General features: G+C 63.9%; 20 protein-coding genes and 1 pseudogene. 9 read left to right on the top strand and 12 right to left on the bottom strand.

From position 1 onward, the window contains the following. The first annotated feature begins 18 nt into the window (after nt 1-18). Nucleotides 19-963, top strand: a complete 945-nt coding sequence (locus tag QOC89_RS28920; RefSeq protein ID WP_416340498.1) for an MFS transporter — start codon at nt 19-21, stop codon at nt 961-963. A gap of 42 nt (nt 964-1,005) precedes the next feature. Here the strand turns inward: QOC89_RS28920 and QOC89_RS28925 are convergent. Both QOC89_RS28925 and QOC89_RS28930 read right to left on the bottom strand, forming a co-directional pair. Beyond that, nucleotides 1,006-1,495, bottom strand: a pseudogene (locus QOC89_RS28925) (LysR substrate-binding domain-containing protein); the annotation flags it as partial. Continuing rightward, nucleotides 1,488-1,775 (bottom strand): DUF4148 domain-containing protein, encoded by a 288-nt coding sequence (locus tag QOC89_RS28930; protein WP_323048171.1) that lies wholly within the window; start codon nt 1,773-1,775, stop codon nt 1,488-1,490. The gene QOC89_RS28930 and the pseudogene QOC89_RS28925, both read right to left, overlap by 8 nt. Nucleotides 1,776-2,049: 274 nt before the next feature. Here QOC89_RS28930 and QOC89_RS28935 point away from each other — a divergent pair, with 274 nt between their 5' ends. From QOC89_RS28935 to QOC89_RS28945, 3 genes are read left to right on the top strand one after another with little or no spacing between them, the layout of a single operon-like run. Further along, on the top strand, nt 2,050-5,295 hold the full coding sequence (locus tag QOC89_RS28935) for an efflux RND transporter permease subunit (protein ID WP_323048172.1): 3,246 nt from the start codon (nt 2,050-2,052) through the stop codon (nt 5,293-5,295). A gap of 19 nt (nt 5,296-5,314) precedes the next feature. Then, nucleotides 5,315-6,607 carry an efflux RND transporter periplasmic adaptor subunit gene (locus QOC89_RS28940; protein WP_323048173.1) on the top strand — a complete coding sequence of 431 codons (1,293 nt, stop codon included), beginning with the start codon at nt 5,315-5,317 and terminating at the stop codon, nt 6,605-6,607. A gap of 27 nt (nt 6,608-6,634) precedes the next feature. Continuing rightward, nucleotides 6,635-8,317, top strand: coding sequence for an efflux transporter outer membrane subunit (locus QOC89_RS28945; protein WP_323048174.1), 1,683 nt, complete (start codon nt 6,635-6,637; stop codon nt 8,315-8,317). Here QOC89_RS28945 and QOC89_RS28950 read toward each other — a convergent pair. The 4 genes from QOC89_RS28950 to QOC89_RS28965 all read right to left on the bottom strand — a co-directional run bounded on the left by QOC89_RS28950 (nt 8,295) and on the right by QOC89_RS28965 (nt 12,683). Continuing rightward, nucleotides 8,295-9,920 (bottom strand): heavy metal sensor histidine kinase, encoded by a 1,626-nt coding sequence (locus tag QOC89_RS28950; protein WP_323048175.1) that lies wholly within the window; start codon nt 9,918-9,920, stop codon nt 8,295-8,297. The two genes, QOC89_RS28945 and QOC89_RS28950, sit on opposite strands and share 23 nt — an antisense overlap. After that, nucleotides 9,920-10,597: a heavy metal response regulator transcription factor gene (locus tag QOC89_RS28955; RefSeq protein WP_323048176.1), complete on the bottom strand. Its 678-nt coding sequence runs from the start codon at nt 10,595-10,597 to the stop codon at nt 9,920-9,922. The genes QOC89_RS28950 and QOC89_RS28955 overlap by 1 nt, the downstream gene beginning before the upstream one ends. A gap of 74 nt (nt 10,598-10,671) precedes the next feature. Then, nucleotides 10,672-12,024 carry a sensor histidine kinase gene (locus QOC89_RS28960; protein WP_323048177.1) on the bottom strand — a complete coding sequence of 451 codons (1,353 nt, stop codon included), beginning with the start codon at nt 12,022-12,024 and terminating at the stop codon, nt 10,672-10,674. Next, nucleotides 12,024-12,683, bottom strand: coding sequence for a response regulator (locus QOC89_RS28965; protein WP_323048178.1), 660 nt, complete (start codon nt 12,681-12,683; stop codon nt 12,024-12,026). The genes QOC89_RS28960 and QOC89_RS28965 overlap by 1 nt, the downstream gene beginning before the upstream one ends. A 218-nt stretch (nt 12,684-12,901) precedes the next feature. Here QOC89_RS28965 and QOC89_RS28970 point away from each other — a divergent pair, with 218 nt between their 5' ends. Genes QOC89_RS28970 through QOC89_RS28980 form a run of 3 tightly spaced genes read left to right on the top strand, consistent with a single transcriptional unit; the run spans nt 12,902 to nt 18,493 of the window. Beyond that, entirely contained in the window at nt 12,902-14,341 is a 1,440-nt protein-coding gene (locus QOC89_RS28970; RefSeq protein ID WP_323048179.1) for a TolC family protein, read from the top strand. Next, nucleotides 14,331-15,449, top strand: a complete 1,119-nt coding sequence (locus tag QOC89_RS28975) for an efflux RND transporter periplasmic adaptor subunit (RefSeq protein WP_323048180.1) — start codon at nt 14,331-14,333, stop codon at nt 15,447-15,449. Before QOC89_RS28970 ends, QOC89_RS28975 begins: the two co-directional genes overlap by 11 nt. Further along, nucleotides 15,446-18,493: an efflux RND transporter permease subunit gene (locus QOC89_RS28980; RefSeq protein ID WP_323048181.1), complete on the top strand. Its 3,048-nt coding sequence runs from the start codon at nt 15,446-15,448 to the stop codon at nt 18,491-18,493. Before QOC89_RS28975 ends, QOC89_RS28980 begins: the two co-directional genes overlap by 4 nt. Nucleotides 18,494-18,539: 46 nt before the next feature. Here the strand turns inward: QOC89_RS28980 and tatB are convergent, their stop codons facing one another. Further along, entirely contained in the window at nt 18,540-19,136 is a 597-nt protein-coding gene (gene tatB / locus QOC89_RS28985; protein WP_323048182.1) for a Sec-independent protein translocase protein TatB, read from the bottom strand. A 46-nt stretch (nt 19,137-19,182) separates the two neighbouring features. Continuing rightward, nucleotides 19,183-19,410: a Sec-independent protein translocase subunit TatA gene (gene tatA, locus QOC89_RS28990; protein WP_323048188.1), complete on the bottom strand. Its 228-nt coding sequence runs from the start codon at nt 19,408-19,410 to the stop codon at nt 19,183-19,185. Nucleotides 19,411-19,774: 364 nt separating this feature from the next. On the opposite strand from tatA, the gene QOC89_RS28995 reads away from it, so the two are divergent. Together QOC89_RS28995 and QOC89_RS29000 are read left to right on the top strand one after the other, a co-directional pair. After that, nucleotides 19,775-21,031 carry a cupin domain-containing protein gene (locus QOC89_RS28995; RefSeq protein WP_323048183.1) on the top strand — a complete coding sequence of 419 codons (1,257 nt, stop codon included), beginning with the start codon at nt 19,775-19,777 and terminating at the stop codon, nt 21,029-21,031. A gap of 162 nt (nt 21,032-21,193) precedes the next feature. Continuing rightward, a complete protein-coding gene (locus QOC89_RS29000; protein ID WP_323048189.1) occupies nt 21,194-22,498 on the top strand; it encodes an Nramp family divalent metal transporter in 1,305 nt (434 codons plus the stop codon). On the opposite strand, the gene QOC89_RS29005 is transcribed toward QOC89_RS29000, so the two are convergent. From QOC89_RS29005 to QOC89_RS29020, 4 genes are all read right to left on the bottom strand, one after another. Beyond that, nucleotides 22,385-23,536 carry a LysR substrate-binding domain-containing protein gene (locus QOC89_RS29005; RefSeq protein ID WP_323048184.1) on the bottom strand — a complete coding sequence of 384 codons (1,152 nt, stop codon included), beginning with the start codon at nt 23,534-23,536 and terminating at the stop codon, nt 22,385-22,387. The two genes, QOC89_RS29000 and QOC89_RS29005, sit on opposite strands and share 114 nt — an antisense overlap. Before the next feature lie 293 nt (nt 23,537-23,829). Then, the gene (locus QOC89_RS29010; RefSeq protein WP_323048185.1) at nt 23,830-23,982 is read right to left on the bottom strand and encodes a hypothetical protein; all 153 of its coding nucleotides are present in this window, start codon (nt 23,980-23,982) and stop codon (nt 23,830-23,832) included. A 502-nt stretch (nt 23,983-24,484) separates the two neighbouring features. After that, on the bottom strand, nt 24,485-25,939 hold the full coding sequence (locus tag QOC89_RS29015; protein WP_323048186.1) for an ATP-binding protein: 1,455 nt from the start codon (nt 25,937-25,939) through the stop codon (nt 24,485-24,487). 264 nt (nt 25,940-26,203) lie between these two features. Further along, nucleotides 26,204-26,425, bottom strand: a complete 222-nt coding sequence (locus QOC89_RS29020; protein ID WP_323048187.1) for a hypothetical protein — start codon at nt 26,423-26,425, stop codon at nt 26,204-26,206. Between the last annotated feature and the right edge of the window lie 260 nt (nt 26,426-26,685).

The following is a 26,685-nucleotide window of genomic DNA, read 5'->3' on the forward strand; positions in this document are numbered from 1 at the left end:
CTGTTCGGCCTGGGCAGCGTGGAGGCCGCGCAAGTCGGCCGCCTGCTGCAAGGCGCGGGTTCGGCGTGCGGGTTCATCGGCGCGGTGTATCTCGCCACACACGGCTTTCCGCCGCGGTCGCTCGCCACGGCGGTGGGCTTCACGCAATGCTTCGGCATGCTGGGCGGCTCCGCCGGTCAGTTCGCCACGGCGCCGCTGATTCATGGCCTCATCACATGGCAGCAGTTCTGGTGGCTGTCCGGCCTCGTCATTTTTCTGATCGCCGCCCTGGTGTTCATCGTAACGCCGGCCGGTCATGACGACACCCCCGCCAGCCAGGGATCGTGGATGAAGATGTTCGCGCCGTACAAGGAAGTGCTGACCAATCCGCAGTCGTATCTTTGCGGCTTCTGCGCCGGCCTGCTGTTTTTGCCGACGACGATCGGCGACATGATCTGGGGCATTCCCTTCCTGCGCAACGGTCTCGAAGCCAGCTATACGGAGGCCGTCAATCGCGCGAGCATGGTGCCGCTCGGCTGGGTGATCGGCTGCCCGCTGTTAGGCTACCTGTCCGACCGTCTGGGCCGGCGCAAGCCGGTGTTGATGGCCGGCGCGCTGCTGATGCTTCTATCGGGCGCGGGCATTTTCTATCTGCCGGCCGGTGCGGCGCCGCCGTACGTGCTCGGCCTGCTGCTCGGCATTGGCTCAGGCGCCGCCATGCTGCCCTACACGGTGATCAAGGAAGTCAATCCGGACAATGTGAAGGGCAGCGCCAGCGGCGCGATCAATTTCCTGGTGTTCACGTTCAGCGCGCTGCTCACACCGGTGTACGGCAAGCTGCTCGCTCATCTCGCGAAAGGCGGCACGATTGACCTGCCGGTGTTCCGTGCAGCCGGTTCGTGGCTGCTCGGCGGTATCGTGCTCGCCATGGTGCTGACCCTGTTCATGCGTGAGACCGGACCGCGCGGACGCGCGAACGCGTGAGGCCGGCCATCCGGGCGAGCCATCCCCGCCTACGCGCTCACCCTAAGCAACGATTTCCGTCCTGCGAACCGCGTCGGTCAGATAGTCGACGAAGGATTTGATCCGCGACGAAATCGCGGTATTGCGATAGTAGACCGCGTTGATCGGCTGCCGGACGTCCTGCGACTGACGCGGAAAAAGCTGTACAAGCGAGCCTTCGTGACGGTCACGCCGGTCATGAAGTCAGGCAGACAATGCCGACACCCGCCAGCGCAAGCTGACGCAGCGTCTCGCCGCTCGATGACGAGACAGTGGGCGCGATGCGATAAGGTTCGTTATCCGGATCGAGTATCGGCCAGACCTTGAGCGATTCGGGCTGATTGAATCCCGGCAGCGAACGCTTCGCCAGTTCGTCGACCCGCTTGGGCAGGCCGTGCGATTTCAGATAGTCCGGGCTTGCGAGGATACGCAGACGGCTGCTGCCAATTGGCTTGCCGTGCAACGTCGAATCCTTCAACCGGCCGATCCGGATGACAAACGCCACCTCAATCCGCCATCGAGTCCGTGTGAGCAGCCGGCGTACCCGCGGTTTTCATGTCCGCTGCGCCGTTCAGGTGGTGCTGGATCGCGTAGATCTCGCGATTGCGGGCGATCGTGGCTGCCGACGGCGGATAGTCGCTGTTGTTAGTCGGGATCAGTCCTTCGGCCTGGGCCTGTTTCAGTTGCGCCATGACCTCCGCATGCGTCAGTCCGGACGGATTGGATTGCGCGAATGCGGCGGTGCCGAACGACAGGCTGAGGGCGGTAACGGCAATAGCGGTAAGCAGTTTCATGATGATCTCTCCGATGGTGTGCAAAGAATGAATGGCCTGAACCACGCTTCCCATTCTTGTCATTTCACCTGTCGGCGCACTGACCCGCGGATTACGGTTCTGTTATCCGCCCGCAAGCGGCAAGAAAAGCGCCAGATAACAGACTTGTAATTTACCGGACCGCAGCCGGTAAGCCCCTGCCCATCACACTCCTGACTCATGAAGCGCATGCCATGCGCCGTCCGTTGCATTGAAAAGACGGGCGCTTCCATCTGCCTCTTTTCAGGAAACCGTCATGTGGATCGTCAAGCTTGCGCTGCGCCGGCCCTACACATTCGTGGTCCTCGCCGTGCTGATCTTTATCGTGGGCCCGCTGGCGATACTACGCACGCCGACCGATATCTTTCCGAACATCGACATTCCGGTGGTCAGCATCGTCTGGAGCTATAACGGCTTCTCCGCCCAGGACATGGCGAACCGCATCACGTCGAATTACGAACGGGCGCTGACTTCCGACGTCGACGATATCGAGCATATCGAGTCGCAATCGCTGAACGGCGTGTCGGTGGTGAAGATCTTTTTCCACCAGGGTGCCGACATCAATCGCGCGATCGCCGAGGCCGCGTCCAATTCCGCGTCGATCCTGCGGGTGCTGCCGCCCGGCACGCTGCCGCCGAACATCATCACGTACAACGCGTCGACGGTGCCGATCCTGCAATTGGGACTCTCCAGCAACACCTTGTCCGAACAGCAGCTCTACGACCTCGGCAACAGCCAGATCCGCACCCAGCTGGCGACCGTGCAAGGCGCGGCCGTGCCGCTGCCGTTCGGCGGCAAGGTGCGCCAGATCATGGTCGATATCAATCCGCGCGCATTGCAGGCAAAAGGTCTCGCGCCGCTCGACGTGGTCAACGCCGTGAACGCGCAGAATCTGATCCTGCCGGGCGGCACCGCCAAGATCGGCACGAAGGAATACAACGTGCAGATGAACGGCAGCACGGACACGGTCGCCGCGCTCAACAATCTGCCGATCAAGACGGTGGGCGGCGGCGTAGTGTATGTGCGCGATGTGGCCCATGTGCGCGACGGTTATGCGCCGCAAACCAATATCGTGCGCAGCGACGGCAAGCGCGCCGCCCTCCTGACCATCGAAAAATCCGGCAGTACATCGACGCTGACGATCATCCAGCAAGTCAAGGCGATGCTGCCGCATATCGCGGCCGGTTTGCCGAGCGCGCTGCACATCACGGCGCTGGCCGATCAATCGGTATTCGTCAAATCCGCGGTGCTCGGCGTCGCGCGCGAAGCGGTGATCGCCGCCTGCCTGACGGCGTTGATGATTCTGCTGTTCCTCGGCAGCTGGCGCGCCACGCTGATCATCGCGGTATCGATTCCGCTCGCGGTGTTGACCTCGCTGATCGCGCTGGCCGCGCTCGGCCAGACCATCAACATCATGACGCTCGGCGGCCTCGCGCTCGCCGTGGGCATTCTCGTCGACGATGCCACCGTCGCGATCGAAAACATCACGCACCACCTGGAAAATGGCGAGCCGCTGTTCGACGCGATCCTGAACGGTTCGGGAGAAATCGCCGTGCCGACCTTCGTGTCGACGCTGTCGATCTGCATCGTGTTCGTACCGATGTTCCTGCTTTCCGGTGTTGCGCGCTATCTGTTCGTGCCGCTCGCCGAAGCGGTGGTGTTCGCGATGATCGCCTCGTATTTCTTCTCGCGCACGTTGATCCCGACGCTCGCGCTGTATCTGATGCGGGCACGCAGCACTGCGGCGGTGACGGGCAACGGTCCGATCGCGCAACTCGTGCGCTTTCAGGCCGGCTTCGAGCATCGTTTTGAATTGCTGCGCGAACGCTACCGCGGCGTGCTCAGCGCGGCGATCGCCAGGCCGCGCCGCTTCGTCGCGATCTTCCTGCTGCTATGCGTCGGCTCGCTCGTGCTCGTGCCGTTTTCCGGACGCGATTTCTTCCCGGCAGTCGATACCGGCGAAATCCGGCTGCATCTGCGCGCCCCGACCGGCACCCGGATCGAAGATACCGCGAGCCTCACCGATCAGGTCGAAGCCCGCGTGCGTAGCGTGATTCCCAAACAGGAGTTGTCCGCGATGCTCGACAACATCGGCGTGCCGGTGAGCGGTATCAACCTGACCTACGATTCATCGGACCCGATCGGCCCCGAAGACGCCGACGTGATGATCACGCTCGCGCCAGAACACCAGCCGACCGCGGCCTATGTTTCGACCCTGCGCACGACCCTCACCAAGGATTTTCCGGGCGTCAGCTTCGCCTTCCTGCCGGCGGATATCGTCAGTCAGATTCTGAATTTCGGTCTGCCCGCACCGATCGATATCCAGATCGTCGGCAATAAGCTCGATGCCAACCGGGTGGTGGCGAACCGCTTGCTCGCGCAACTGCGCGGCGTGCGCGGCCTCGTCGACGCACGCATTCAGCAGCCGGGCGACGAGCCGGCGATCAACATCGACGTGGACCGCACGCGGGCCATCCAGGCGGGCTTGCAGCAACGCGACGTGGCGCAGAATCTGCTGATCGCGTTGTCCGGCAGTTCGCAGACCACGCCGAATTTCTGGCTCGATCCGAAGAACGGCGTCAGCTATCCGCTGATGGCGATGACGCCGCAATACGACATCGACTCGCTGCAGGCGCTGGCCAATATTCCCGTGGCGCCAAGCGGCAGCGCGAATTCTGCTGCGAGTACCGCGGCCGCTCTCGCCACTGGCGCCGGTGCGGCCCCGCAGAACCTGCTCGGCGCGCTCGGCACGCTGTCGCGCGGCACTCAGCAAGCCGTCGTCTCGCACTACAACGTGCAACCCGTGCTCGACATTTTCGCCTCGGCGCAAGGCCGCGACCTCGGCGGCGTGGCGACCGACGTGAACCGTCTGGTCGACCAGATCCGGCCGCAATTGCCGCCGGGCGCGTCGATCGTCGTACGCGGCCAGGTGCAGGCGATGCACGACTCGTTCGCCGGTCTTGCCAGCGGCATGGTGTTCGCGATCGCCCTCGTCTATCTGCTGATGGTCATCAATTTCCAGTCGTGGCTCGATCCGTTCATCACGATCAGCGGCTTGCCGGGCTCGCTCGCGGGCATCGCGTGGATGCTGTTCAGCACGGGAACCCGGCTGTGCGTGCCGGCGCTCACCGGCACGATTTTGTGTATCGGCATTGCCACGGCCAACAGCATTCTCGTGATCAACACCGCGCGTGAACTGCACCACGGCGGCAAGCCGCCGCTGCAGGCGGCGCTGGAAGCGGGCTTCAGCCGCTTCCGCCCGGTGTTGATGACCGCGCTGGCCATGCTGATCGGCATGCTGCCCATGGCGCTCGGCCTGGGCGACGGCGGTGAACAGAACGCACCGCTCGGCCGCGCGGTGATCGGCGGCCTCGCACTCGGCACGGTCTCCACGCTGCTGTTCGTACCGGTCGTCTACGGGATGGTGCATGCGTGGCTCGATAAACGCCGCGCCGCCCGGCAGAGCACGCAGGAAGCCGACCTTACCGCCCGCACCCATTGATTCCGACGAGAGCCTCCCCATGAACGATTCATCTCTTCCGCCCGAGCTCGACGATCGCGCCGGGCAGTCCGCGAACCATGCTGACCGTGATGTGGACAATGCCGCGGGAAACGCCGCAGGACATGCGGCGCAAAGCGCAGCACAATCGCCCGCAGCCGCCGCGCACCCGACCCCGCGCCGACGCCTGTGGCCGCTCGCCCTGACCGGCCTTGCGGCCGCCTTGCTGCTCGCCGGCATCCTGCCGCGTGTCTCCGCGAGCGCCACACTGACGCAACAGACCCAGGCGCAAAGCGCGCTCAGCGTAGCGGTGGTCACGCCGCGCGCCGCGCCGTCCTCGAACGAGTTGCTGTTGCCCGGCGCGGTCACGCCGTTCGCGGAAGCGTCGATCTATGCGCGCACGAGCGGCTATCTGGCGCACTGGACGAGCGATATCGGCGCCCACGTCAAAAGCGGCCAGACACTCGCGACGATCGACGCCCCCGACCTCGACGCGCAACTGCGCCAGGCTCGCGCCGACGAGAGCACCGCGCAGGCCAACTACGACTACGCGAAGACGACCTCGCAACGCTGGCAGGACATGCTGAAAACGCAGTCGGTCGCGCAGCAGGACGCCGACACGAAAACGAGCGACATGGAAGCGCGCCGCGCGATGCTGGCGTCCGCGCAGGCCAACGTCGCGCACCTGGCCGAACTGGTCTCGTATGAAAAAATCACCGCGCCGTTCGACGGCGTGATCACCGCCCGCCACGTCGATATCGGCGCGCTGGTGACGGCGGGCGGCACGCCCGGTACCGCCGGCATGTCGGGCGAGCTGTTTCACATCCAGCAGACCGGCGTGCTGCGGGTCTTCGTCGACGTACCGCAGAACGACGCGCCGTACGTCACGCCGGACACCAGCGTCTATCTGAGCGCCCAGCAGTATCCCGGCCGTCGCATTGCCGGACGGGTGGCGCGCAGCACCGGCTCGATCGATCCGGCGAGCCGCACGTTGCGCGTCGAGGTGGACGTCGACAACCAGGACGGCGCGTTGATGCCGGGCGCCTATGTCCAGGTGCATCTGGCGTTGCAATCGTCGACGCCCGCACTCGATCTGCCGGTCAGCGCACTGCTGTTCCGCCCGAACGGCGTGACGGTCGCGGTGGTCGACGGCAACGCCAAGGTGGCGCTGAAGACCGTGCACCTCGGCCGCGATTTCGGCACCCATGTGGAAATCACCACGGGGCTGGCAGCCACGGATCGCGTGATCGACAACCCGGGCGATTCGCTGACTGCCGGACAAGCCGTCCAGATCGCACCGGCCTCGCAAAACTAAGCGCCCGTCATCGTAAGGATGTTTGCCATGCCTTTTACCTCTGCTTGCCCGTTGCTGCGGCGCACGCTGACCGTGGCGCTGATCGGCGCGCTTGCCGCCTGCTCGACGCTGCCTGCTTACCAGCGCCCCACGAGCGGGATGCCCTCGCATTTCGCGGGCGCCACACCCGGCTGGGCCCAGGCGGCGCCCGCCGACGCCGCGCCGCGCGGGCCCTGGTGGACGATCTTCGGCGATCCCGTGCTCGACCAGCTCGAAGCGCGCGTCGACGTCTCGAACCAGACCGTCCGCAAGGCCGTCGCGCAAGTCCAGCAGGCGCGCTCGATGGTCGACTATCAGCGCTCGGGATTCTTCCCGACCATCACCGCCGGCACCGCCCAGGAGCGCTTCCGGACCTCACAGAACATCGTGGGACGCTCGCTCGCGGGCAAGACCATACCCGACTATTCGGCGGGCGTCTCGGCAAGCTGGGAGCCCGATCTGTTCGGCCGCGTGCACGACAGTGTCGTAGGTGCGCAAGCCAGTGCCGACGCCAGCGCGGCGGACCTCGAAGCGGTGCGTCTGTCGATGAGCGCCGATCTCGCCGTCGACTATTTCGCGCTGCGCTCGCTGGATACGCAGAAAAAGCTGCTCGACGATAGCGTGCATGCGTACGCCGATGCATTGAATCTGCTCCAGCAGCAACTGAAGAACGGCGCGATCGACGCCTCCGCGGTCGCCCAGGCCACCACGCAGCTCGAGGCGACACGCACTCAGGACACCGACATCGACGTGAGCCGCGCGCAGATGCAGCACGCGATCGCGACCCTGATCGGCGAACCGGCTTCGACCTTTGCCCTGCCGCCGAACGGCTCGGCCGTGGCGCCACCGGCCATTCCGGTCGGCGTGCCCTCGCAGCTGCTCGAGCGGCGGCCCGATATCGCCGCTGCCGAACGGCGCGTGGCGGCGGCGAACGCACAGATCGGCGTGGCGCACGCGGCGTTCTACCCCGACCTGATGTTGTCGGCGAGCGCGGGGCTGGAAAGCAGCTTCTTCGCGCCATGGCTGAGCGCGCCGAGCCTGTTCTGGTCGCTCGGCTCGCAACTCGTCGGCACGCTGTTCGACGGCGGCCAGCGCAAGGCCACGCTGCACGGCGCGACTGCGCAATACGACGGCACGGTCGCCGATTACCGGCAGTCGGTGCTGGTGGCGTTCCAGCAGGTCGAGGACAACCTCTCGGCGCTGAATTCGCTCGCCGACGAAGCCGCCAGCCAGCAGCGCGCAACCAGCGCCGCCGATCTGTCGCTGCGCCTCACGACCAATCGTTACAACGCAGGCGCGGTCAGCTACCTCGACGTGGTGACCGCGCAGACGATCGCGTTGATGAACGAGCGCACCGCGGATCAGATTGCCGCGCGCCGCCTGACGTCGAGCGTGTTGTTGCTGAAGGCGTTGGGGGGCACGTGGCATGACGCCGACGCGAGTTCAGCGGAGGCCGATGCGGCTGCTCCGGCTGCTCCGGCTGATGCGGTTGCTTCGGCGGATGCGGTTGCTTCGGCTGCTCCGGCTGATGCGGTTGCTTCGGCTGCTCCGGGGGTTGCCGCGAAGCCCGGCGCTGCAGCCGGTATCGACCCGGCTGCAGACAAGCGTGCGATGCAGCCCGTGGCGCAGTCCACAGTGCAGTCTGAAGCGCGGCCCGCACCGCAGTCTGCTACGCAGCCCGCCGGAACGTGAGAATGAAGCGGGTGCCGTGCACGTCGCTTTCGGCGCGCACGGTGCCCCCATGCAATTCCATGATGGTGCGCACGATGGCAAGACCCAGTCCCGTCGACCCCGTGGAGGCTTGCGACAATCCCGCGGTAGGCAACGTGCTGCGCGACGGATCGATCCGGTAGAAACGGTCGAAGATCCGCTCGAGGTGCTCGGCCGCGATCGGCTGCCCCGGGTTCGACACGGTGACGCGCACCTCGCCGGCGGATGCGCCCGCGTCGAGCACGATCTCGCCGCCGCGCGGCGTATAGCGGATCGCGTTGGCGAGCAGGTTGCTGACAGCGCGGCGGAACAGTTCGAGGTCAGCGGTCAGGGACGCCGCGCCGCGCACGCGCATCGTGACCTGCGCTTCTTCGGCAATGCCTTCGAAGTAGTCGGCGATGTGCGTCAATTCCAGAGCGACGCCGAACTCGCGCATGTGTTTGACGAACTGCGGATGTTCCGCGCGAGCCAGAAACAGCACGCTTTCGATCATCCGCGACAGGCGATCGCACTCCTCCAGGTTCGACGCGAGAAGCGCCTCGTATTCGTCGGCGGAGCGCGGGCGGGCGAGCGCGACTTCCGCCGCGCCACGCATATTGCTCAGCGGGGTACGCATGTCGTGAGCGAGGTCGGCGGTGAAACGCGACAAACGCTGAAAGCCCAGTTCGACACGCTCGAACATCGCATTCAATGCGCTCACCAGCGCCTTGAGTTCGCTCGGCACCCGCGCGAACTCAAGGCGCGTATGCAAGCGGTTGACCGTCACGAGGCTCGCGCTCGCCGCGATATCGTGCAGCGGCCGCAGCGCGGCGCGGATCAGCACGTAGCTCAACAACATCGCGAGCAGAACGCCGACCACGCCGGCCAGGCGGAGGTTGTCACGGTAACGATCCAGCAACAGCCAGCGGTCGCTCATGTTGCGCGCCACCAGCACGCTGGCCGCTTCGCCGTCGCGTAACCGTAGGTCTGTCAGGATGCCGCGGATCGGCGCGCCATTGCGGCCTGTCCACTCGCCGATATCCGCCTCGGTAATGCGTGCCGCAGCCGGAACGCGTTTGAGTGGCGGCAGCGCGGCGACGATCAGGGCGCCGCTTGTCGGGCTTGTGCCGGCTGTTGCGCCTGTTGCGCTGGTTGCGCCTGTTGCGCCTGTTGCGCCTGTTGCGCCTGTTGCGCGTGTTGCGCCTGTTGCGCTGGTTGCAAGCGTTGCGCTGGTTGCGCCACTCTCACCGCCCGTTACGCTTGCCGCGCCTGCCTCATTTGCCGTGCGTGGCGCCGCGAAGGCCCCCGCGGCGTTGTGTTCGATCAGCTGGTTGCCGTCCGGGCCAAAGACCTCCATCGACATCGCTTCATTGCCGAGCACGATGCTGGTGAGACGCTCGCTATGCTCACGGATGCCTTTCGCGGTATCCAGCTCCTGAGCGAGACGGCGCGCGTGGCGAGCGGCGAGCACGATATCGAGGTTGTCCTGTGCCTTGATCTGCCGTTCGAGCGCGAGGTAAAGGTAACTGCCGACCAGCACGAAAACCGCCAGCGTGGTAACGCCAAATGCAATGGCCAGGGTGGCGGCCAGCGAGCGGCCGCGCATCACCCCGCGTCCTTCACTTCGAGCACATAGCCGACCCCGCGCACGGTATGAATCAGCTTGACGGGGAAGTTGTCGTCGATCTTGGTGCGCAGCCGGCGAATCGCCACTTCAACGACGTTGGTGTCGCTATCGAAGTTCATGTCCCACACGTAGGAGGCGATCTGCGTGCGGCTCAGCACTTCGCCCTGACGGCGCGCGAGCAGTTGCAGCAGCGAGAACTCGCGCGGCGTGAGATCGATACGGATGCCGGCGCGCTTGACGCGCCGGCGATTGACGTCCATTTCCAGATCGCCGACCTTGATCAGTTCGCTTTCGCGCGGCGGCCCACGGCGCGCCAGGGTTCGCACGCGCGCCAGCAATTCCACGAACGCGAAGGGCTTGACCAGATAGTCGTCCGCGCCGAGTTCCAGACCGCGCACGCGATCGTCGACGTCGTCGCGAGCGGTGAGGAACAGCACGGGGGTGGCGCGGGTGCTGCGCAGCGTCTTGACGATGGTCCAGCCGTCCATGCCGGGCAGCATCACGTCGAGCACGATCACGTCGTACTCTTCTTCCTGCGCGAGGATCAGACCTTGCGGGCCGTCATTCGAGACGTCGACCGCATAGCCGGATTCCTCCAGACCTTTTCTCAGGTAGGCTGCTGTTTTCAGCTCGTCCTCGATCACCAGGATTCGCATTTGACGCTCCGCGTTGCATTGATCTCTAAATCATACCGGCAAGCGGGGGGCGTCGTGATTACGATCCGGTAATGTCAGGCGTGACTTCCAATCTCATGCGCGGCAAGGCCAAAAACCGACACCCGCAGACCGGGCAAGTCAGCATTGTTGCGCAGCGAAAGCGCAAGCTGATGCCGCTCGGCAATCCGCGAAACAATCGCAAGCCCGAGGCCGCTGCCCTCGCCCACCGCGTTCTCGCCACGATAAAACCGGTCGAAAACCCGTTCGATCTCGGCCTCCGGAATCCCGCTCCCGCTGTCCACCACGTCGAACCCGACGCGCTCGCCAGCGCGCCGCAGGATCACGTCGACCCGGCCGCCGCGCGGCGTATGGCGAATCGCATTGTTGACCAGGTTGCCCAGCAGGACACTCATCCCGTGCGGTTCGGCGAGCACCGTGTACGCATCGGAAGCGCCGCGCGGCGTTTCGCACACGAGCCCGAGATCGATCTCTCTCGTCTCCGCGAGCAAGGAAAAATCGCCTACCACCTGTTCGCCGATCCGCCGCAAACTCGTCGGCACCATCGACGTCACTGGATGCGCGTCTTCTCGCGCCAGCGTCAATAACTGCTGCACCAGGTGAATGATCCGGTTCACGCGCCCCTCGACGCGCTCCAGCGTCTGGCCTTCACCCTTCAACGAACCGTCGCGCGACGCTGCCTGCAATTGCAGCTTCAGCGCCGCGAGCGGTGAACGCAACTCGTGTGCGGCGTCGGCGATAAACGTGCGCTGCGCCTGCGACGCCATGCCGAGGCGCTGCAACAGATCGTTGAGCGCTTCCACCAGCGGCCTGATTTCGACCGGCACGGGGCCGTCCAGCCGCAACGGCTCCAGCGAATCGATCGAGTGGGTCGAGAGTGCGCGAGACAGGCCGCCGATCGGCGCCAGGCCGCGCGCCACCACCAGCAGCACCAGAACGATCGTCACCGGCACCAGCACGCCGAGCGGCCACAGCGTATGCAGCGCCAATCTCAGCGCGAGGTCCTCACGTACCGACACCGGCTGCGCCACCTGGATATAGCGATCCGGCTGTTGCAGACCAAACGTGCGCCAGTGAAATTCGCCGCGCTCCACCGTATTGAAGCCGGGCGGCAGGCGCGACAACACCGGCGCATGCATCGAGTGATAGACGAGCTGGTCTGAATGGTCCCAGATGTCGATGACGATGCGGTCATCGGCCAGATCGCCCAGGTCGGGGTCGTGATGCCCACCGTCGCCGACGCCCGCGAGATTCGACGGCAACGAGAGCGCGACCGTGCGCAATTCATAGTCGAACAGTTCGCTCGCTTCTTCGCGCGCCGTGTGGAAGATCCCGTACGCGGCAACCATCGAGGCCGCCGCCAGGCCAAAAATCAACCAGCCGAGCAGCCAGCGGCGAATCGACGTCATCAGCACCTCTTCAGACGGTAGCCCACACCGCGCACGGTCACCACCTGCTCCGCGCCGATCTTGCGCCGCAAGCTGTGCACATGCACTTCGATGGTGTTGCTGCCGACCTCCTCGCCCCAGCCGTACAGTTTCTCTTCGAGTTCCGCCTTGGTGAAGACGCGCGTGGGTTCCTCGATCAGCGCCTGCAACAGCGCGAATTCGCGCGGCACCAGCGGCAACGGCTCACCGTCTTTGGTGACCTCGTGAGCCGCCGGGTCGAGCGTCAGTTCGCCGTGCGCGTAGACCGGCTGCTTCTGGCCGGTGCGCCGCCGCGATAAGGCCCGCACGCGCGCGGCCAGTTCGTCGAGATCGAAGGGTTTGATCAGGTAGTCGTCGGCGCCGGCGTCGAGGCCGCGGATCCGCTCATCCACGGCGTCGCGCGCGGTCAGGATGATCACCGGCGCGGCGCCGCCGTTCTTGCGGTAGGCATTGAGCACGTCGATGCCGTCTTTCTTCGGCAAGCCCAGATCGAGCAGCACGAGATCGTAGACGCCGTTGCCCAGCGACAACTCCGCGGCGCGCCCGTCCTCGGCCCAGTCGATGGCGTAGCCCGAACGGCGCATCGCGCCCAACACGGTCTCCGCGATCATCTCGTCGTCTTCGACCAATAACAGACGCATGGCGTCTCCTCTCTGCAGTTTGCCCGCATTGTCCGGTCTGCCAGCTTAACGTTTCCTTAGGCGAACCTGACGACAGGCTGATACGCGGCTGAAGGGAAGATTAAGGCACGCGGAAGCGGTAGTTAAGCATTCCCTAAGCATGCCATCCGCACAATCGGCTCCTGGTGTGCGGTATCCCGTTCGCGGCTGCCGCGTTTTTTTCATTCAGGAGCCGGATTTTGCCCGTTTTCCACGCCGCTGTAGCGGCCCCTGCGGCGATCAGGCGGCGCGCGCTCGTGCCGATGGTCTGCGCGCTGCTGCTGGCCGGCTGCACGTGGTACCACCGCGAGCCGCTCGCGCCGCAAGATACCTCGACCTCCGCCCGTTCGCTCGAACGCGTGCGCATCGACGCGTCGACCATGCCGCTGCCCGAACTGGCCGCGCATCGCTTCGATCCCTCCGACGGACTCGACATCGACGAGGTCGCGATGCTCGGGGTCGCCAACAATCCCGAGCTCAAGCTCGCGCGCGACGACCTCGGCATCGCGCGCGCCCAGGCCTATTCAGCCGGCTTGCTGCCCGACCCGCAATTGAGCGTCTCGAGCGACTATCCTGGCGCCATCGGCACCACTCGTGCGTTCAATTATGGCTTGAGCATCGACGTGATGGCGATCGTTCTGCGCAGCGCGAACCGGCAGTCCGCCGACGCGACCGTGGCCAAAACGGATCTCGGGCTGCTCTGGCAGGAATGGCAGATCGTCGCGCAGGCGCGGCAGTTGTTCATCAAGACGCGCTTCCAGCAGGACACCTTGCCCCTGCTGCAACGGCAACGCGACCTCGCGCGCACACGCTACGAGCGGATGGCCGAGGCACGCCGCGACGGCAACCTGACCGACGACACCTTGACCGCCGCGCTCACGTCGTATAGCGACGCGCGCAAGCAATACACCGACGCCGAACGCGCCGCCGAACAGACGCATCACGATCTGAACGCGCTGCTGGGGCTTTCACCCGAGGTCGAAGTGCAACTGCAAGCCCCAGCGCAAGGCGGCAGCAGCGACGAGCCCGGCGACCTGTCCGACGCCACGCTCGACGCCGCGCTGAGCCATCTCGCGCAACGACGCCCCGACCTGATCGCCTTGCAGGCGGGCTACGAAGCGCAGGAGCAGAAATACCGCGCGGCGATTCTCAGCCAGTTCCCGAGTCTGTCCGTGGGCTTCGTGCGCGCGCGCGATACCTCGAACATCTATACCAGCGGCTTCCAGGTCAACCTGAGCCTGCCGATCTTCAATCGCAATCAGGGCAACGTCGCGATTGAAAAGGCGACCCGCCAGCGCCTGCGTGACGAGTATCAGTCACGCCTGAACCAGGCTTACGCGGACGTCGCTCATCTACGCGCGGACAATACGATTCTCACGCGGCAATTGCATCAGACCGAAGCGGCGCTGCCCGACGTCGATGTCGCCGCGCAACACGCGGCCGCCGCCTACGCGGAACACAACCTCACGCTCGGCGCTTACACCGACGCGCAAAGCGCTTCGCTCACCAAACGCATCGACGTCGCGACACTGCGCGAGTCGCTCGCCGAACAACGGGTCGGCTTGCAGGCGCTGCTTGGCAGCGCGATACCCGATGCCTTCTCTTCCGCTCAGACCTACACCGACACTCATGCGAAATAGCCCCTTTCCCGCGCGGCGGCTGCGCGTCGCCTCGCTGGCGCTCGGCCTTGCCTGTGCCACGCTGATGAGCGCCGCCGTCCGTGCCGCCGATGCGCCCGCCGCGGACGATGCCGCCGCCAGCGTCGTCGTATCCGTACAAACCGTACGCGTGCAGCGCGCCGTCATTGCGCAGCCGGTGCGGGCCTACGGTATCGTCGCGGCGTCCGCGACGAACCTCACCACCGTCAATCTGCCGTATGTCGCCCGTATCGTGCAGATGCGTGTGCAGGCCGGCCAAAGCGTGACGCGCGGCACGCCTCTCTTCGTCGTGCAGGCCGATCCCGCAGCCGTGCTCACGGCGACTCAGGCGCAGAGCACGCTGACGCTCGCGCAAGGCGAACTGGCGCGCACCCAGTCGCTCTACGACAAAGGGCTCGCCACCCAATCGCAACTCGCGAGCGCGAAGAAGGCCGTCGAGGACGCCCGCCAGGCGCTGGCCGCCCAGAACATGGAAGGCGTGACGCGCGGCAACAAGACCATCGTCGCGCCGCTCGACGGCGTGGTGCTGCAGGTGTCGGCGGCTCAGGGCGATCAGGTGCAGGCGGGCGCCGCGATCTTGCAACTGGCCAGCGGCAACGGCCGCGATGCCCGCGCGAACGTGATGCTCGGCGTCGAGCCCGCGGACGCCACCGCGATCCATCCCGGCGACACCGTCACCCTGCACGGTCTGTCCGCCTCGCTCGCGAAGACCACGGCGCAGGGTCATGTGGTGCTGGTCGGCGCTGCCGTCGACCAGCAAAGCCAATTGGTGAATCTGGGCGCGAATGTGCCGCTCGGACAGAGCGCGTTCATTCCCGGCACGCGCGTCGCCGCCGATATCGCGACACGCAGCGGCACGCATTGGGTCGTGCCCCGTTCAGCGGTGCTGAAGGACGACCAGGGCGCCTACGTGTTTCAGGTCACGCCGCAAAACAAGGCGCGTCGCGTGGCGGTCATCACGCGGATTGAAAACGGCGACCGCTACGGTGTGGATGGACCGCTCGACGGCGCACAAGGTCTCGTGGTCAGCGGCAACTACGAGTTGAAAGACGGCATGGCGGTGCAAGCTGGCGGAGGCGCGCCGCGATGAATTTCGGTCAATGGATGCAGAAGCACCGGCGCTCGCTGCTGTTCGTGATCGCCTTGCTGGCGATAGCGGGCGCACTGACCGCGTTGCGCTTGCCGATCTCGCTGTTCCCGAACGTCGCATTTCCGCGCGCGGTCGTGTCGCTCGACGCGGGCGACCGCCCTGCCGAGCAAATGGCCACGCTCGTGACGATGCCCGTCGAAGAAGCCTTGCGGCGTGTGCCGAATGTGCGCGACGTCGAGTCGAAAACGAGCCGCGGCGCGGCGGAAATCTCGCTCAATTTCGACTGGGGCACCGACATGGCCCAAGCCACCTTGCAGGCGCAGTCGGCGATCAGCGAGATTCTCGCGACGCTGCCGCCAGGTACTTCGATGCAGGTGCGGCGCATGGACCCGACCGTGTTTCCGGTGCTCGCCTATAGCCTCACGTCGAAACAGCAGTCGCTGGCGGCACTGCACGATCTCGCGCAATTCCAGATGCGGCCGCTGCTTTCCTCGGTGGAAGGCGTGGCGCGCGTCGACGTGACGGGAGGCGACCAGGACGAGTTGGAAGTCGCCATCGATCCGCAACGGCTCGCCGCCTACAAGCTCTCGCTCGCGGATGTGTCGAAAGCGATCGGCGCGAGCAACGTGCTGATGGCGAATGGCCGCATCGAGGATCACGACAAGCTGTACCTCGTGATCGCCAACACCACGATCACGCAGCTGAACGAACTGCGCAACGTAGTGGTATCCGCCAGCGGCGCGTCGCAGATCCGGCTCGGCGATATCGCCACGGTCCGTAAGGGCATCGTGCCGCAATGGATGCGCGTCACCGCCGACGGCCAGGACGCCGTGCTGCTCAACGTCTATCAGCAACCGGGCGCGAACAGCGTGGCGATGGCGAGAGCGATTCGCGCGAAACTCGCCGACTTCCAGCAGCAGATGCCGGCAGGCGTGCATCTGTCGAACTGGTACGACCAGAGCGAACTGGTGATCGCCTCGGCGACCAGCGTGCGCGACGCGATCATGATCGGCGTGGTGCTGGCCGCGCTGACGCTGTTCGCTTTTCTGCGCAACTGGAAGATCACCGCGATCGCCGTCGCGCTGGTGCCTGTGGTGATGGCCGCGACGATTCTGCTGCTCGACGTGTTCGGCATGGGCTTCAATATCATGACGCTCGGCGGCATGGCGGCCGCGGTCGGCCTCGTGATCGACGATGCGATCGTGATGATCGAACACATCGTGCGACGCATGCGGGAAGGTGGCGCACACGCGTTTCACGGCCGCGTGATGGCCGCCGCGCTCGAATTCACGCGACCGCTCGCGGGGTCGTCGGCGGCGACGCTGATCATCTTCGTGCCGCTCGCGTTTCTGTCGGGCGTGACGGGCGCGTTTTTCAAGGCGCTGTCGGTCACCATGGCGAGCGCGTTGTTCATTTCGTTTCTCGTGACCTGGCTCGCGGTGCCGATTCTCTGCGACCGCTGGCTGAAACCGAAAGACGCCGAAGAACACCAGGACACCCGCTTCGCCGCGTGGATGAATCGCCGCTACGCGTATCTCGTCGAGCGGGTCACGGCGCGGCCGGTTCTCGTGCTGCTCGGCCTCGTGCCGCTGATCCTGGTGGCGGCGTTCGCCTTCACGCGGGTGGGCAGCGGCTTTATGCCGAGCATGGACGAAGGCGGGTTCGTGCTCGACTACCATACGGAGCCCGGCACCTCCGTGACTGAAACCGACCGGCTGATGAAGCAGATCGAGAGCATCATTCGCGCTAATCCGAACGTCGCGACCTATTCGCGCCGTACCGGTGCAGGGCTCGGCGGCGACCTGAACGAGCCCAACAAGGGCGACTTCTTCGTCCGGCTGAAGTCGAGCGGCCGCGAGCCGATCGAAACGGTGATGGAAGAAATCCGCTCGAAGATCGAGACGCAGGTACCGGGCGTGAGCATCGAACTCGCGCAGTTGATGGAGGACCTGATCGGCGATCTCACCGCGGTGCCGCAGCCGGTGCAGATCAAGATCTATTCCGACGACCAGAACACGCTCGACACCACCGCGCGCAAAGTCGCCGCGCAGATCGGCAAGATTCAGGGCGTGGTGGATGTCAACGACGGCATCAACCCCGCCGGCGATGCACTCGAACTGCACGTCCGCCCCGAAGCCGCGGCCGCCGAAGGCATGGATCCGCAGTCGATTGCACAAGCCGTCACCGACATGGTGGAAGGCAACGTCGCCACGCAATTCCAGAGCGGGCCGAAAACGGTGGGTGTCCGGGTGCGGGTCGCGGGCGCGGCGACACTGACCGATACGCAACTGGGGCAGTTGCAGATTCGCGCGCCGGACGGACATCTCTTCGCACTGAACCGAGTCGCCGACCAGGTGACGGTGACCGGCCAGCCCGAAATCAGCCGTGACAATCTCAAGCGAATGGTGGCCGTGACGGCACGCATCGACGGCCGCGATCTGGGATCGACGATTGCCGACGTGCAGAAGACCCTGAGCGACAAGAGCCTGTTGCCTACCGGCGTGTACTACGAATTGGGCGGCTTGTACCAGCAGCAGCAGATTGCGTTCAAGGGGCTATTGACCGTGTTCGGTGCCGCGATTGCACTCGTGTTCGGGCTGCTGCTGTTTCTCTACGAGCGCTTTCGGGTTGCGCTGGCGGTGATGGCAATGCCCTTGCTCGCGGCCGGCGCCGTCTTCATTGGCTTGTGGATCACCGGGATCGAGTTGAACATCTCCGCGATGATGGGGATGACGATGATCATCGGCATCGTGACCGAGGTGGCAATCTTTTACGTGTCCGAGTTGCAGGGGCTCATCACGGACGAGGGTATGCCGTTTGCGGAGGCTTTGCTCGCGGCCGGGCGCAATCGCCTGCGGCCGATTGCCATGACGACAATTGCCGCGATTCTGGCGTTGTTGCCGTTGGCTTTTGCGCTGGGGCAAGGGTCAGCGATGCAGCAGCCGCTTGCTGTCGCCATCATTTCCGGGTTGATCGTGCAGTTGCCGTTAGTGCTCTTGCTGTTGCCTGTGCTGCTCAAACTGCTGATGAGGCGAACCGTTTAAGGCGTCGGCCGATACCGTTAGCGATACCGGCATTCGCACCTGAGCGTCACACGAGGCGCCCGCAATTGCGTCCCAGCGCCTTGCTGGCGGCCATCGAAACAACGCGGGTGCGCTTGACGGCCGCGCTTCGGCTGCCCGATGCCGAACCGCGCCATCTCGCCCGCGTTTGCTGTGCGGCAAATGCGGGTGCCGGCGACGAAGCAGCATCGCGCCGAGCAGAATAAATCGACGCATTGGACTGCGCCGGCATCTGCAACTGCGCGGGTCGAGCCTTGAACAACTCCGCCTGCACGTTGCCGGTACCTTCGTGGACGGACGTCAGGTAGGTAGCCGGCAACGCTTCTCTCAAGCCTGCCGCTGCCGCATCGACATCGGCTTTCAGTTCACCCGCATGCTGGCGCACGGTACGGTCGACCGTGTCCTGCGCATCGATCACTGCCCGCTCGATACCGTCCTTCACCTTGCGCAGTTCGTCGATCCGGATCTGCTGATCCACTTCTGCCCGCACGCCGTTCAGGTAACGCTGCGCGTGTCCCAGCAGCGTGCCCGCGGTGCGCGCGACACGGGGAAGCCGTTCCGGACCGAGCACGACCAGTGCCACCGTGCCGATGACGGCCAGTTTCGAAACGTCGAAGTCAAACATGGCAACCGTCTCTCCAGATTGTTGCGAATTCACTCACCTGCATGGGTCACTGCTGCGAACCGGCGCGCGGACCCTGTCCTTCGATATGCGCGGCCGCCGGCGCCGCCTTCGCGCCGGTGTCAGCTGCAACCGGTTCGATTTCCTGCATGCCTTCCTTGAAATCCTTGATCGCTCCGCCGAGGTCCGAGCCGAGATTGCGGATCTTCTTCGTTCCGAAAACGAGCGCAACGATTGCCAGAACGATCAGCCAGTGCGTAATGCTAAGGCTACCCATGATCAAACTCCTTTCACCTGTAATGAACTGAACGGCAACCTCTCCCAGGTCGTGCACCGATCCTAAAGGCATTTTCATGGAGCGTGTATCAAACCTTCTTATGTCTTCGTGAAAAAATTCCTGATTGTTCATTTTGGCCGCACGTTTTTAGTATTTGCGGTACGGAGCGCATGGCGAGGTCCGGATGCTGCGGTGAGCCGTCCGCGTTGAGCGACGTTGAGCGACAACCAGCGGCAACTAACGGCAACCAGCGGCAACCAGCGGCAACATCAACCGCGCCGGCTCCTGTCCACACCTGCGTCGTACAGGAGTTCAACCTGACCACGGGTAATTGTTTTAGAGGATTACTGATGAGGAATCAAACATGACTGACCTGAAACGTCGCAGCGTACTCGCCGGAGCGGCTGCTGGGGCCGTGGCTCTCGGCGCAACGGCTGCGGCCAGGGCGGCAGAATTCGGCAACCCGGACCGGCCATTGCAAGGCAGTATCAACTCGACACCCGCTGCGAATTCCGAGCCGGGCCCGCAGAATCCGCAACTGCGCGACGTTCTGCCGTCATTCAACAATCCGCCGCCGACGGACGTTGGCGGGATGTCGATTCCATGGGCCTCCTTCAATGAGGCGCACAAGCGTATCCAGGCCGGCGGCTGGGCTCGCGAAGTGACCACCAAGGCGTTCCCGGTATCGAAGGACATCGCCGGCGTGAATATGCGTCTCGGACCGGGCGGCGTGCGCGAACTCCATTGGCACCAGCAGGCTGAGTGGGCCATCATGGTCAGCGGCGAGGTTCGTATCACGACGATCGACACCAAGGGCCGCGCGGAAGTGGCGGATGTACAGGCCGGCGACATCTGGTATTTCCCGCCCGGTTTGCCTCATTCGTTGCAAGGCCTGGGTAACAACGGCGGCGAATTCGTGCTGGCGTTCGACAACGGTGCGGCCGGTGAATTCAACACGCTGATGGTGTCCGACTGGTTGGCGCACACGCCACCCGACATCCTCGCCCAGAACTTCGGCGTGCCGGCCGAGAAGTTCAAGGAAATCCCGCTCGATCAACTGTGGATCTACCAGGGTGCGAAGGCAGGCCCGCTTGCGGCCGACCAGGCTTACGCGGCGTCGCCGGCGGGCCGCCCGGACCATCCGTTCATCTTCCGCATGGGCTCGATGGCGCCGACGCTGTCCCAGCCGGGCGGTGAGGTCCGCATCGTCGACAGCAGCAACTTCCCGGTTTCGAAGACCGTCGCAGCCGCGATGGTGACGCTCCGTCCGGGCGGCTTGCGCGAGATGCACTGGCACCCGGATGCGGACGAATGGCAGTACTTCATTCAGGGTACGGGCCGCATGACGGTGTTCAATACGGGGCCAGCCGCTCAGACCGTCGACTTCAACCCAGGGGACATCGGCTACGTCGAAAAGAATCTGGGCCACTACATCAAGAATACCGGCAACACCGATCTGGTCTTCCTGGAGATATTCAAGTCCGACCACTTCTCCGAAGTGACGCTGGCGCAGTGGCTGGCGAACACGCCGCGCCAGCTGGTGCGTGAACACTTGCGTGTCGACGACGCCACGCTCGACGTCATCCACAAGCTGAAAGACCGGCGCGACGTCATCGCGTAAGCAAAGGCAGTCCCGCAGTAATCGTGGCGCCGCGTGTACCCGGGTTCGTACCTGAACCAGGGTCACGGCGCCCGCTCCGGATTCAATGCGGTTGGCCGCGCTTGCGGTATCAACGCTGTCAACCCGTACGACACCACGCAGCTCTTTGAAGAGGCGCTCCTCATGATCATGGCAATCAAGCGAACGGCCAGGTACGCACTGTCCGGAGTAGCGACAGCGGACACAGTCATGGCAATGCGCGATGCCCTCGACAATAAACGCGCTGGTTTGCGTGCGCTGCTGCCATTCGCGGGCCCCGCGGTGATCGCATCGGTCGGCTACATGGATCCGGGCAACTTCGCGACCAACATCCAGGCTGGGTCGACCTACGGTTACGAGCTGCTTTGGGTCGTGCTGCTGTCGAGCCTCGTTGCCATGCTGTTTCAGGCAATGTCGGCCAAGCTCGGCATCGTGACTGGCCGTAGTCTCGCGGAACTCTGCCGCGACGAGTTTCCACGCCCTCTCGTGATCGGCATGTGGATCGCCTCGGAGATTGCCGCGATCGCGACCGACCTCGCCGAATTCATGGGCGCGGCGATGGGCATTTCGCTGCTGTTTCATCTGGCGATCGGCTGGGGACTTCTGATCACCGGCGTCGTCACGATCGGTATTCTGTCGCTGGAAAAGAAAGGCTTTCGTCCGCTCGAGATCGTCATTGCCGCGCTCATTACCGTTATCGGACTGAGCTATTTATCCGAACTCGCGATTGCACCGCCAAACTGGCATGCCGCCATCTTTCACACATTCGTGCCACATCTGCACGGGCGCGATGCGTTGATGCTCGCGGTCGGTATCGTCGGCGCGACCATCATGCCCCACACGATCTATCTGCACTCCGGTCTGACACAAAACCGGGCGCCTACGCGCAACGACTACCAACGCCGCAAGCTGGTGAAATTTTCGAACCTCGAGGTCATCGTCGCCATGGGTTTTGCCGGCGCCGTGAACCTCGCGATGGTGGCCATGTCCGCCTCCGTGTTCAGCAAGAACGCGCCCGGCATTTCGGACATCACGGCGGCATACCACACGCTGACTCCGGTTCTCGGCGCAGGCGCCGGAGTACTGTTTCTGATTGCCCTGCTGGCCTCCGGCATCTCCAGCTCGGTGGTGGGAACCATGGCCGGTCAATCCATCATGCAGGGCTTTGTCGGATTCAGAACACCGGTTCTGCTCCGACGCCTCATCACCATGGTACCGGCCGTGATTGTCTGCATGACGTGCAACCCGACGAGCGCCATGGTGGACAGCCAGATCGTGCTCAGTCTGATCCTGCCAGTCCCGCTGATTGCGCTTGTCGTGCTGTCGTCCCGCCGCTCAGTGATGGGCCAATTTACCGCGTCCCGCAAGCTGATCGGAACAGCTGTCGTCGCAACCGGCGTGATTCTGGTCCTGAACGTAATGCTCGTCTGGCAAGCGCTCGCTTCTTAACAGCGCGCGAGTACGGCGCGCGACTTCGATGCTCGCGCTACCCGCAACAATCGTGTTCGTCTCTGGAGCAGCGTGGTCAGGCCGCTGAAGATCGATGCCCGTATGCACACTCTCGATTCCCGTGAGACGTTCGAGCCGCGTGACGGCCTCGGTGAGAAGAAAATGCCGGAAATCGCGAGCCGCGGGCGGCAAGGGGCGGTCCGCGCGGTGCGCGACACACCATTGGCGTTTAAGCGGAAAGCCCTGCACGTCGAGTACCTTGAGCAAACCGGCGCGCACTTCGGACTGAACCGCTTGCGCCGACAGAAAGCTGATGCCGAGACCGGCCATGACCGACTGCTTGATGGCTTCCTCGCAACCGAGCTCCATGAAACGCCGTGTCGATTCGAGGCCGCGAAATGTGGCGTTGGCGGCGTTGCGGGTGTCGGTTCCACCCTCCCGTACGATCACGCATTCGAGCGCGATGCGCGCAAACGGAATGTCGGTTTCATGAGCGAGTGGATGCGTCGGCGCGGCCACCAGTACGAAGGGATTGGGTGCAAACGGCTCAACTGCAATGGCAGGATCATCCGGTGCATGCACCAGTACGGCGAGGTCGATCTGGTCGTTTCGCAGCAAGGTGATGAGATGATCGCGACTGCGCACCGTCATGTCGAGATCGACGCCGGTGTTGCCCTGCATGAACGAGTTGATCAGATGCGGAAAGAAGTAGCTGCCGGAGGTAATCAGCCCGACCCGCAGCCGCTGGGTGCCACCGGTCATCAGGTTGGCCAGTGATTGCTCGGCGGCCTTCAGATCCGCAAGGATCACCCGGCAGTGATGCAGAATCAGCTCGCCTGCTTCGGTCAACGAGATCCGCTTGCCAATGTGGCGGAACAGCGGCAAGCCAGCCTGATCCTCCATCTGCTTGATCTGCATCGAGACGGCCGGCTGCGTGAGGTGAAGGTCTTCAGCCGCACGGGAAAAACTCAAGTTTCGCGCCACACTTTCGAAAGTCTTGAGCTGTCGTATTGTCATATTTTTCATGTGAATCCGCATGCCTACTCTGTGGAACGTACAAACACCTACGAAATATCTGGAGCTGCACCGGCTCTACTGCAGTCACGCATGGACGCCGTGGCGACGCACCGCGGATCGCTGGCTACGACAGGGAGGTGAGGTGTGGTGCGCCTGACCGGCATGGCGCGTGGAAAGATCAGCCCGGGTACCGGCTCACGTCCCCGCGGGCAGAATCGCCGCTAAACCCGAGAAGGTCCAAGACTGTTTCTCAACCGCCTTGATTGAATCGCGCTATCGACCACATGCGGCGACATCGACTCAGGTACCGGTTCTCATACCCGGACGAAGCCGGCACGGCTGACGGAATGGAAGGCGCCATAACGGCAGATCGCGATCGCTTCAGCGTCGGACTGTGACGCGGCCTGTGCGTAGGCGACCGACCAGCGGCCGCAGCCGGCGCGATAACGGATCGAATAGGTGAACATGGCAATCTCCTGTGGCATTCAATATCAACACGCCCTGGCGCTCTTCGTCGCTGATCCGCATGGGTGGGACCCCATTCTGGTGAAGCGCTATTGACGCGATCCTGTCCGTCGGATTACATCCTTGTTATCTCGAAGCCAATTGCGCGCATCGCAGTCGTTCATCGATTTCTTTCCCACGAACGCTGAACCCAATACGTCTTCGGAGATGCCGTCAGCAGAATGACGCGCATCCTGCTCAAGCGGTGAATGCTTTCCTGATGAAAAGAAGAATAGGTTTCGCCGGAGAGTGAATCTACTCTACAGTCGGATACGCCAATACCGCGTTAGCGTTGCCTGTTTATACGAACGTATAACCGCGGTGGGGAGCGCGAGGATTTCGAGCGGCTGCGGGAACGCCGCGTGCCGGTTAAGCATCGGAGCGGGTGCGGCCAGCAACGGTCCATCGCAATCGACTTGCGATCGACCATTCTCGCGAGACAGGCCGCCTTTAGACAGCGCAACGCTACCGATACGCGGGAATCGTAAATTGAAATGTCATGCCCGAGTCGATATTGCGGGACGCCCACACCCGCCCTCCGTGAGCGTCGATGATTGAACGACAGATGGAGAGTCCCATCCCCATACCATCCACCTTCGTCGTGTAAAAGGCGCTGAAAAGCCGGTCCAGCTCCTCGGGCTCGGTGCCGATGCCGACGTCCTGTACGGCCACGAACACCTGGCCGGATTCTCGCTGTTCAGTCCGGATGGTTAGCATGCGCGTGCGACCGGTGACTGTCGCCATGGCCTGGACACCATTGATTGCAAGATTGATGATCACCTGCTGCAACTGGACCCGGTCGCCACGCACCGAGGGCAATCCCGGTGCCAGCTGCAGTTGCACCGTCACCCAGTGTCTGAGGGCCTCCGGCTTTGCAAGCGCGACCGCCTCCTCGATAACCTCGTTGATGTCGAGTGGAACCATCTCCGGATCCGCTCTCCTGGCAAGATCGCGAACGCTCCGGATCACGTTGCCCGCGCGATCGGCTTGTTCGGCAATATGACTCACGCAGGCACACGCCTCGGCGACTTCCGGAACATCGCGGGTCAACCAGCGCAAGCCCGCTGCTGCGGCCGTGGAGATGGCCGCGAGGGGCTGATTCACCTCATGCGCAATCGAGGCACTCATCTGTCCAAGGGCTGTTACGCGAGCGGCGCGGGCAAGTTCCGCCTGTGCCGTGTGCAATGCCTCTTGCGCTTCCCGGGTTGTCGTGACGTCCATCAGTGCGCCGACGAATTCCTCCTCGCCCGATTCGTATTTCGCGCGATGGGCCAAAACGATCAGGTGTTTGATCGTTCCATCGGGCATCAGAAGACGGTGCTCGTAGTCGTTCGCCGGTTCGCCAAGTGCCACACGATCCATCTCACGCAGCACACGTTCCCGGTCATCCGGATGAACACGTTGAAGAACGAGGTCGATCGTCGGCTTGACCGATTCGTCCACTCCAAAGATCCGATATGTCTCTTTCGACCAGACCATGTCGCCGCCGCTTATCTTCCAGCCAAAGGTCCCCGTATGACTTAGCCGTTGAGCTTCAGCCAGATTGGCCTCGCTGCGCCGCAACGCGCCTTCCGCGTCTCTTCGCGCAACGTTCAGCCACACCACGAACAGCCCCGTCACCCCAAGCAGGACGATGCGCGGCAAGTCCACAGGCGCAACCTTGAACGAGTCGACCGGCGGGACAAAATGATAAGTGAAACACGCCACGGACAGAGCGGTCGCGAGCAAACCCGGTCCGAGGCCACCGAACCACGCACTGAACATGATCGCGCAAAGAGACAGCGAAACGAACGGACTGCTATGCATGGGCGGCTCTAGCAGCAGCGCGGCGACGAGCGCCGCTACGACCGACAGAACCACAACCGCATAGTTAACAAAAGCGGACCGTCTGGTCCACGGTAGAGGACTAGACCATGACATATCTGCTGCCTCCACGCATCAGCAATGCCTCGCGCGATCTGGCTGCCTGAGGCATTCGGACCGACATTTTCAGAGCCGCGGCCGTCTGTTCGGGGAAGTTCGCAATGCGGATACCGTCGACGGCGGCGTCGATCTCCCCGCGCTCGTGTGCGAAACCGGACTCGGGTGGCGCCGCGGTGACCGGCCGGCTCGACGGGGCGACGCGCGCCCCGGCCCGGACCTTGCGCCACCTGATCGTCGCGCGGGATGCCGGCAATCATACCGCTATCGGACTGTCGCAGCGGCATTGCCGGGTTGATTATCGACCGCGTGGAACGACAGGAAACAGGTGTTTGCCCTGACGGTCGACGGATTCTGGATGAAGTCGATCAAGCGACGCCATGCGGCGAAGCGTTGGGTGAGTTGCTTGCGGTAAAGCGAGGTACGAACAGGCGCAGCGAAGCCGAGACACGCGAGCAATGTCCCGAAACGAAGCAGTTTGTCCACGATGCCTAACCACCGGAATCCCCGACGTTTTCGACGTCGTGTCGTCGGCGTCGCCCAGCACATCGATGTGCTTCTTGCGCAGATTCACGCCGCGGGCATACGGCAACAGATCTCGCCGCGTGGGACATGGCTGCACGATGAGTAAACGATAATGCACGCCGGCTTATTCCGGCACCTTGCGAAACGTGGGTTTTTCAGCGCGCTGCAGCGCGTTCTTTGTCTAACGAATTGCTGGCGCGACAAACACACCAGCTGCCGCA

Source organism: Paraburkholderia sp. (assembly GCF_034668105.1).
In the GTDB taxonomy this organism is placed as follows: Bacteria; Pseudomonadota; Gammaproteobacteria; order Burkholderiales; family Burkholderiaceae; genus Paraburkholderia.

Bases quoted from the DNA above. Each gene is read 5' to 3' on its own strand.
- QOC89_RS28995 (WP_323048183.1), top strand. From the start codon at position 19,775: ATGACTGACCTGAAACGTCGCAGCGTACTCGCCGGAGCGGCTGCTGGG.
- QOC89_RS28955 (WP_323048176.1), bottom strand. From the start codon at position 10,597: ATGCGAATCCTGGTGATCGAGGACGAGCTGAAAACAGCAGCCTACCTG.
- QOC89_RS28940 (WP_323048173.1), top strand. From the start codon at position 5,315: ATGAACGATTCATCTCTTCCGCCCGAGCTCGACGATCGCGCCGGGCAG.
- QOC89_RS28945 (WP_323048174.1), top strand. From the start codon at position 6,635: ATGCCTTTTACCTCTGCTTGCCCGTTGCTGCGGCGCACGCTGACCGTG.
- QOC89_RS28935 (WP_323048172.1), top strand. From the start codon at position 2,050: ATGTGGATCGTCAAGCTTGCGCTGCGCCGGCCCTACACATTCGTGGTC.
- QOC89_RS29005 (WP_323048184.1), bottom strand. From the start codon at position 23,536: ATGCGGATTCACATGAAAAATATGACAATACGACAGCTCAAGACTTTC.
- QOC89_RS29015 (WP_323048186.1), bottom strand. From the start codon at position 25,939: ATGTCATGGTCTAGTCCTCTACCGTGGACCAGACGGTCCGCTTTTGTT.
- tatA (WP_323048188.1), bottom strand. From the start codon at position 19,410: ATGGGTAGCCTTAGCATTACGCACTGGCTGATCGTTCTGGCAATCGTT.
- QOC89_RS28980 (WP_323048181.1), top strand. From the start codon at position 15,446: ATGAATTTCGGTCAATGGATGCAGAAGCACCGGCGCTCGCTGCTGTTC.
- QOC89_RS28930 (WP_323048171.1), bottom strand. From the start codon at position 1,775: ATGAAACTGCTTACCGCTATTGCCGTTACCGCCCTCAGCCTGTCGTTC.
- QOC89_RS28965 (WP_323048178.1), bottom strand. From the start codon at position 12,683: ATGCGTCTGTTATTGGTCGAAGACGACGAGATGATCGCGGAGACCGTG.
- QOC89_RS28960 (WP_323048177.1), bottom strand. From the start codon at position 12,024: ATGACGTCGATTCGCCGCTGGCTGCTCGGCTGGTTGATTTTTGGCCTG.
- QOC89_RS29000 (WP_323048189.1), top strand. From the start codon at position 21,194: ATGATCATGGCAATCAAGCGAACGGCCAGGTACGCACTGTCCGGAGTA.
- QOC89_RS28975 (WP_323048180.1), top strand. From the start codon at position 14,331: ATGCGAAATAGCCCCTTTCCCGCGCGGCGGCTGCGCGTCGCCTCGCTG.
- QOC89_RS29010 (WP_323048185.1), bottom strand. From the start codon at position 23,982: ATGTTCACCTATTCGATCCGTTATCGCGCCGGCTGCGGCCGCTGGTCG.
- tatB (WP_323048182.1), bottom strand. From the start codon at position 19,136: ATGTTTGACTTCGACGTTTCGAAACTGGCCGTCATCGGCACGGTGGCA.
- QOC89_RS28950 (WP_323048175.1), bottom strand. From the start codon at position 9,920: ATGCGCGGCCGCTCGCTGGCCGCCACCCTGGCCATTGCATTTGGCGTT.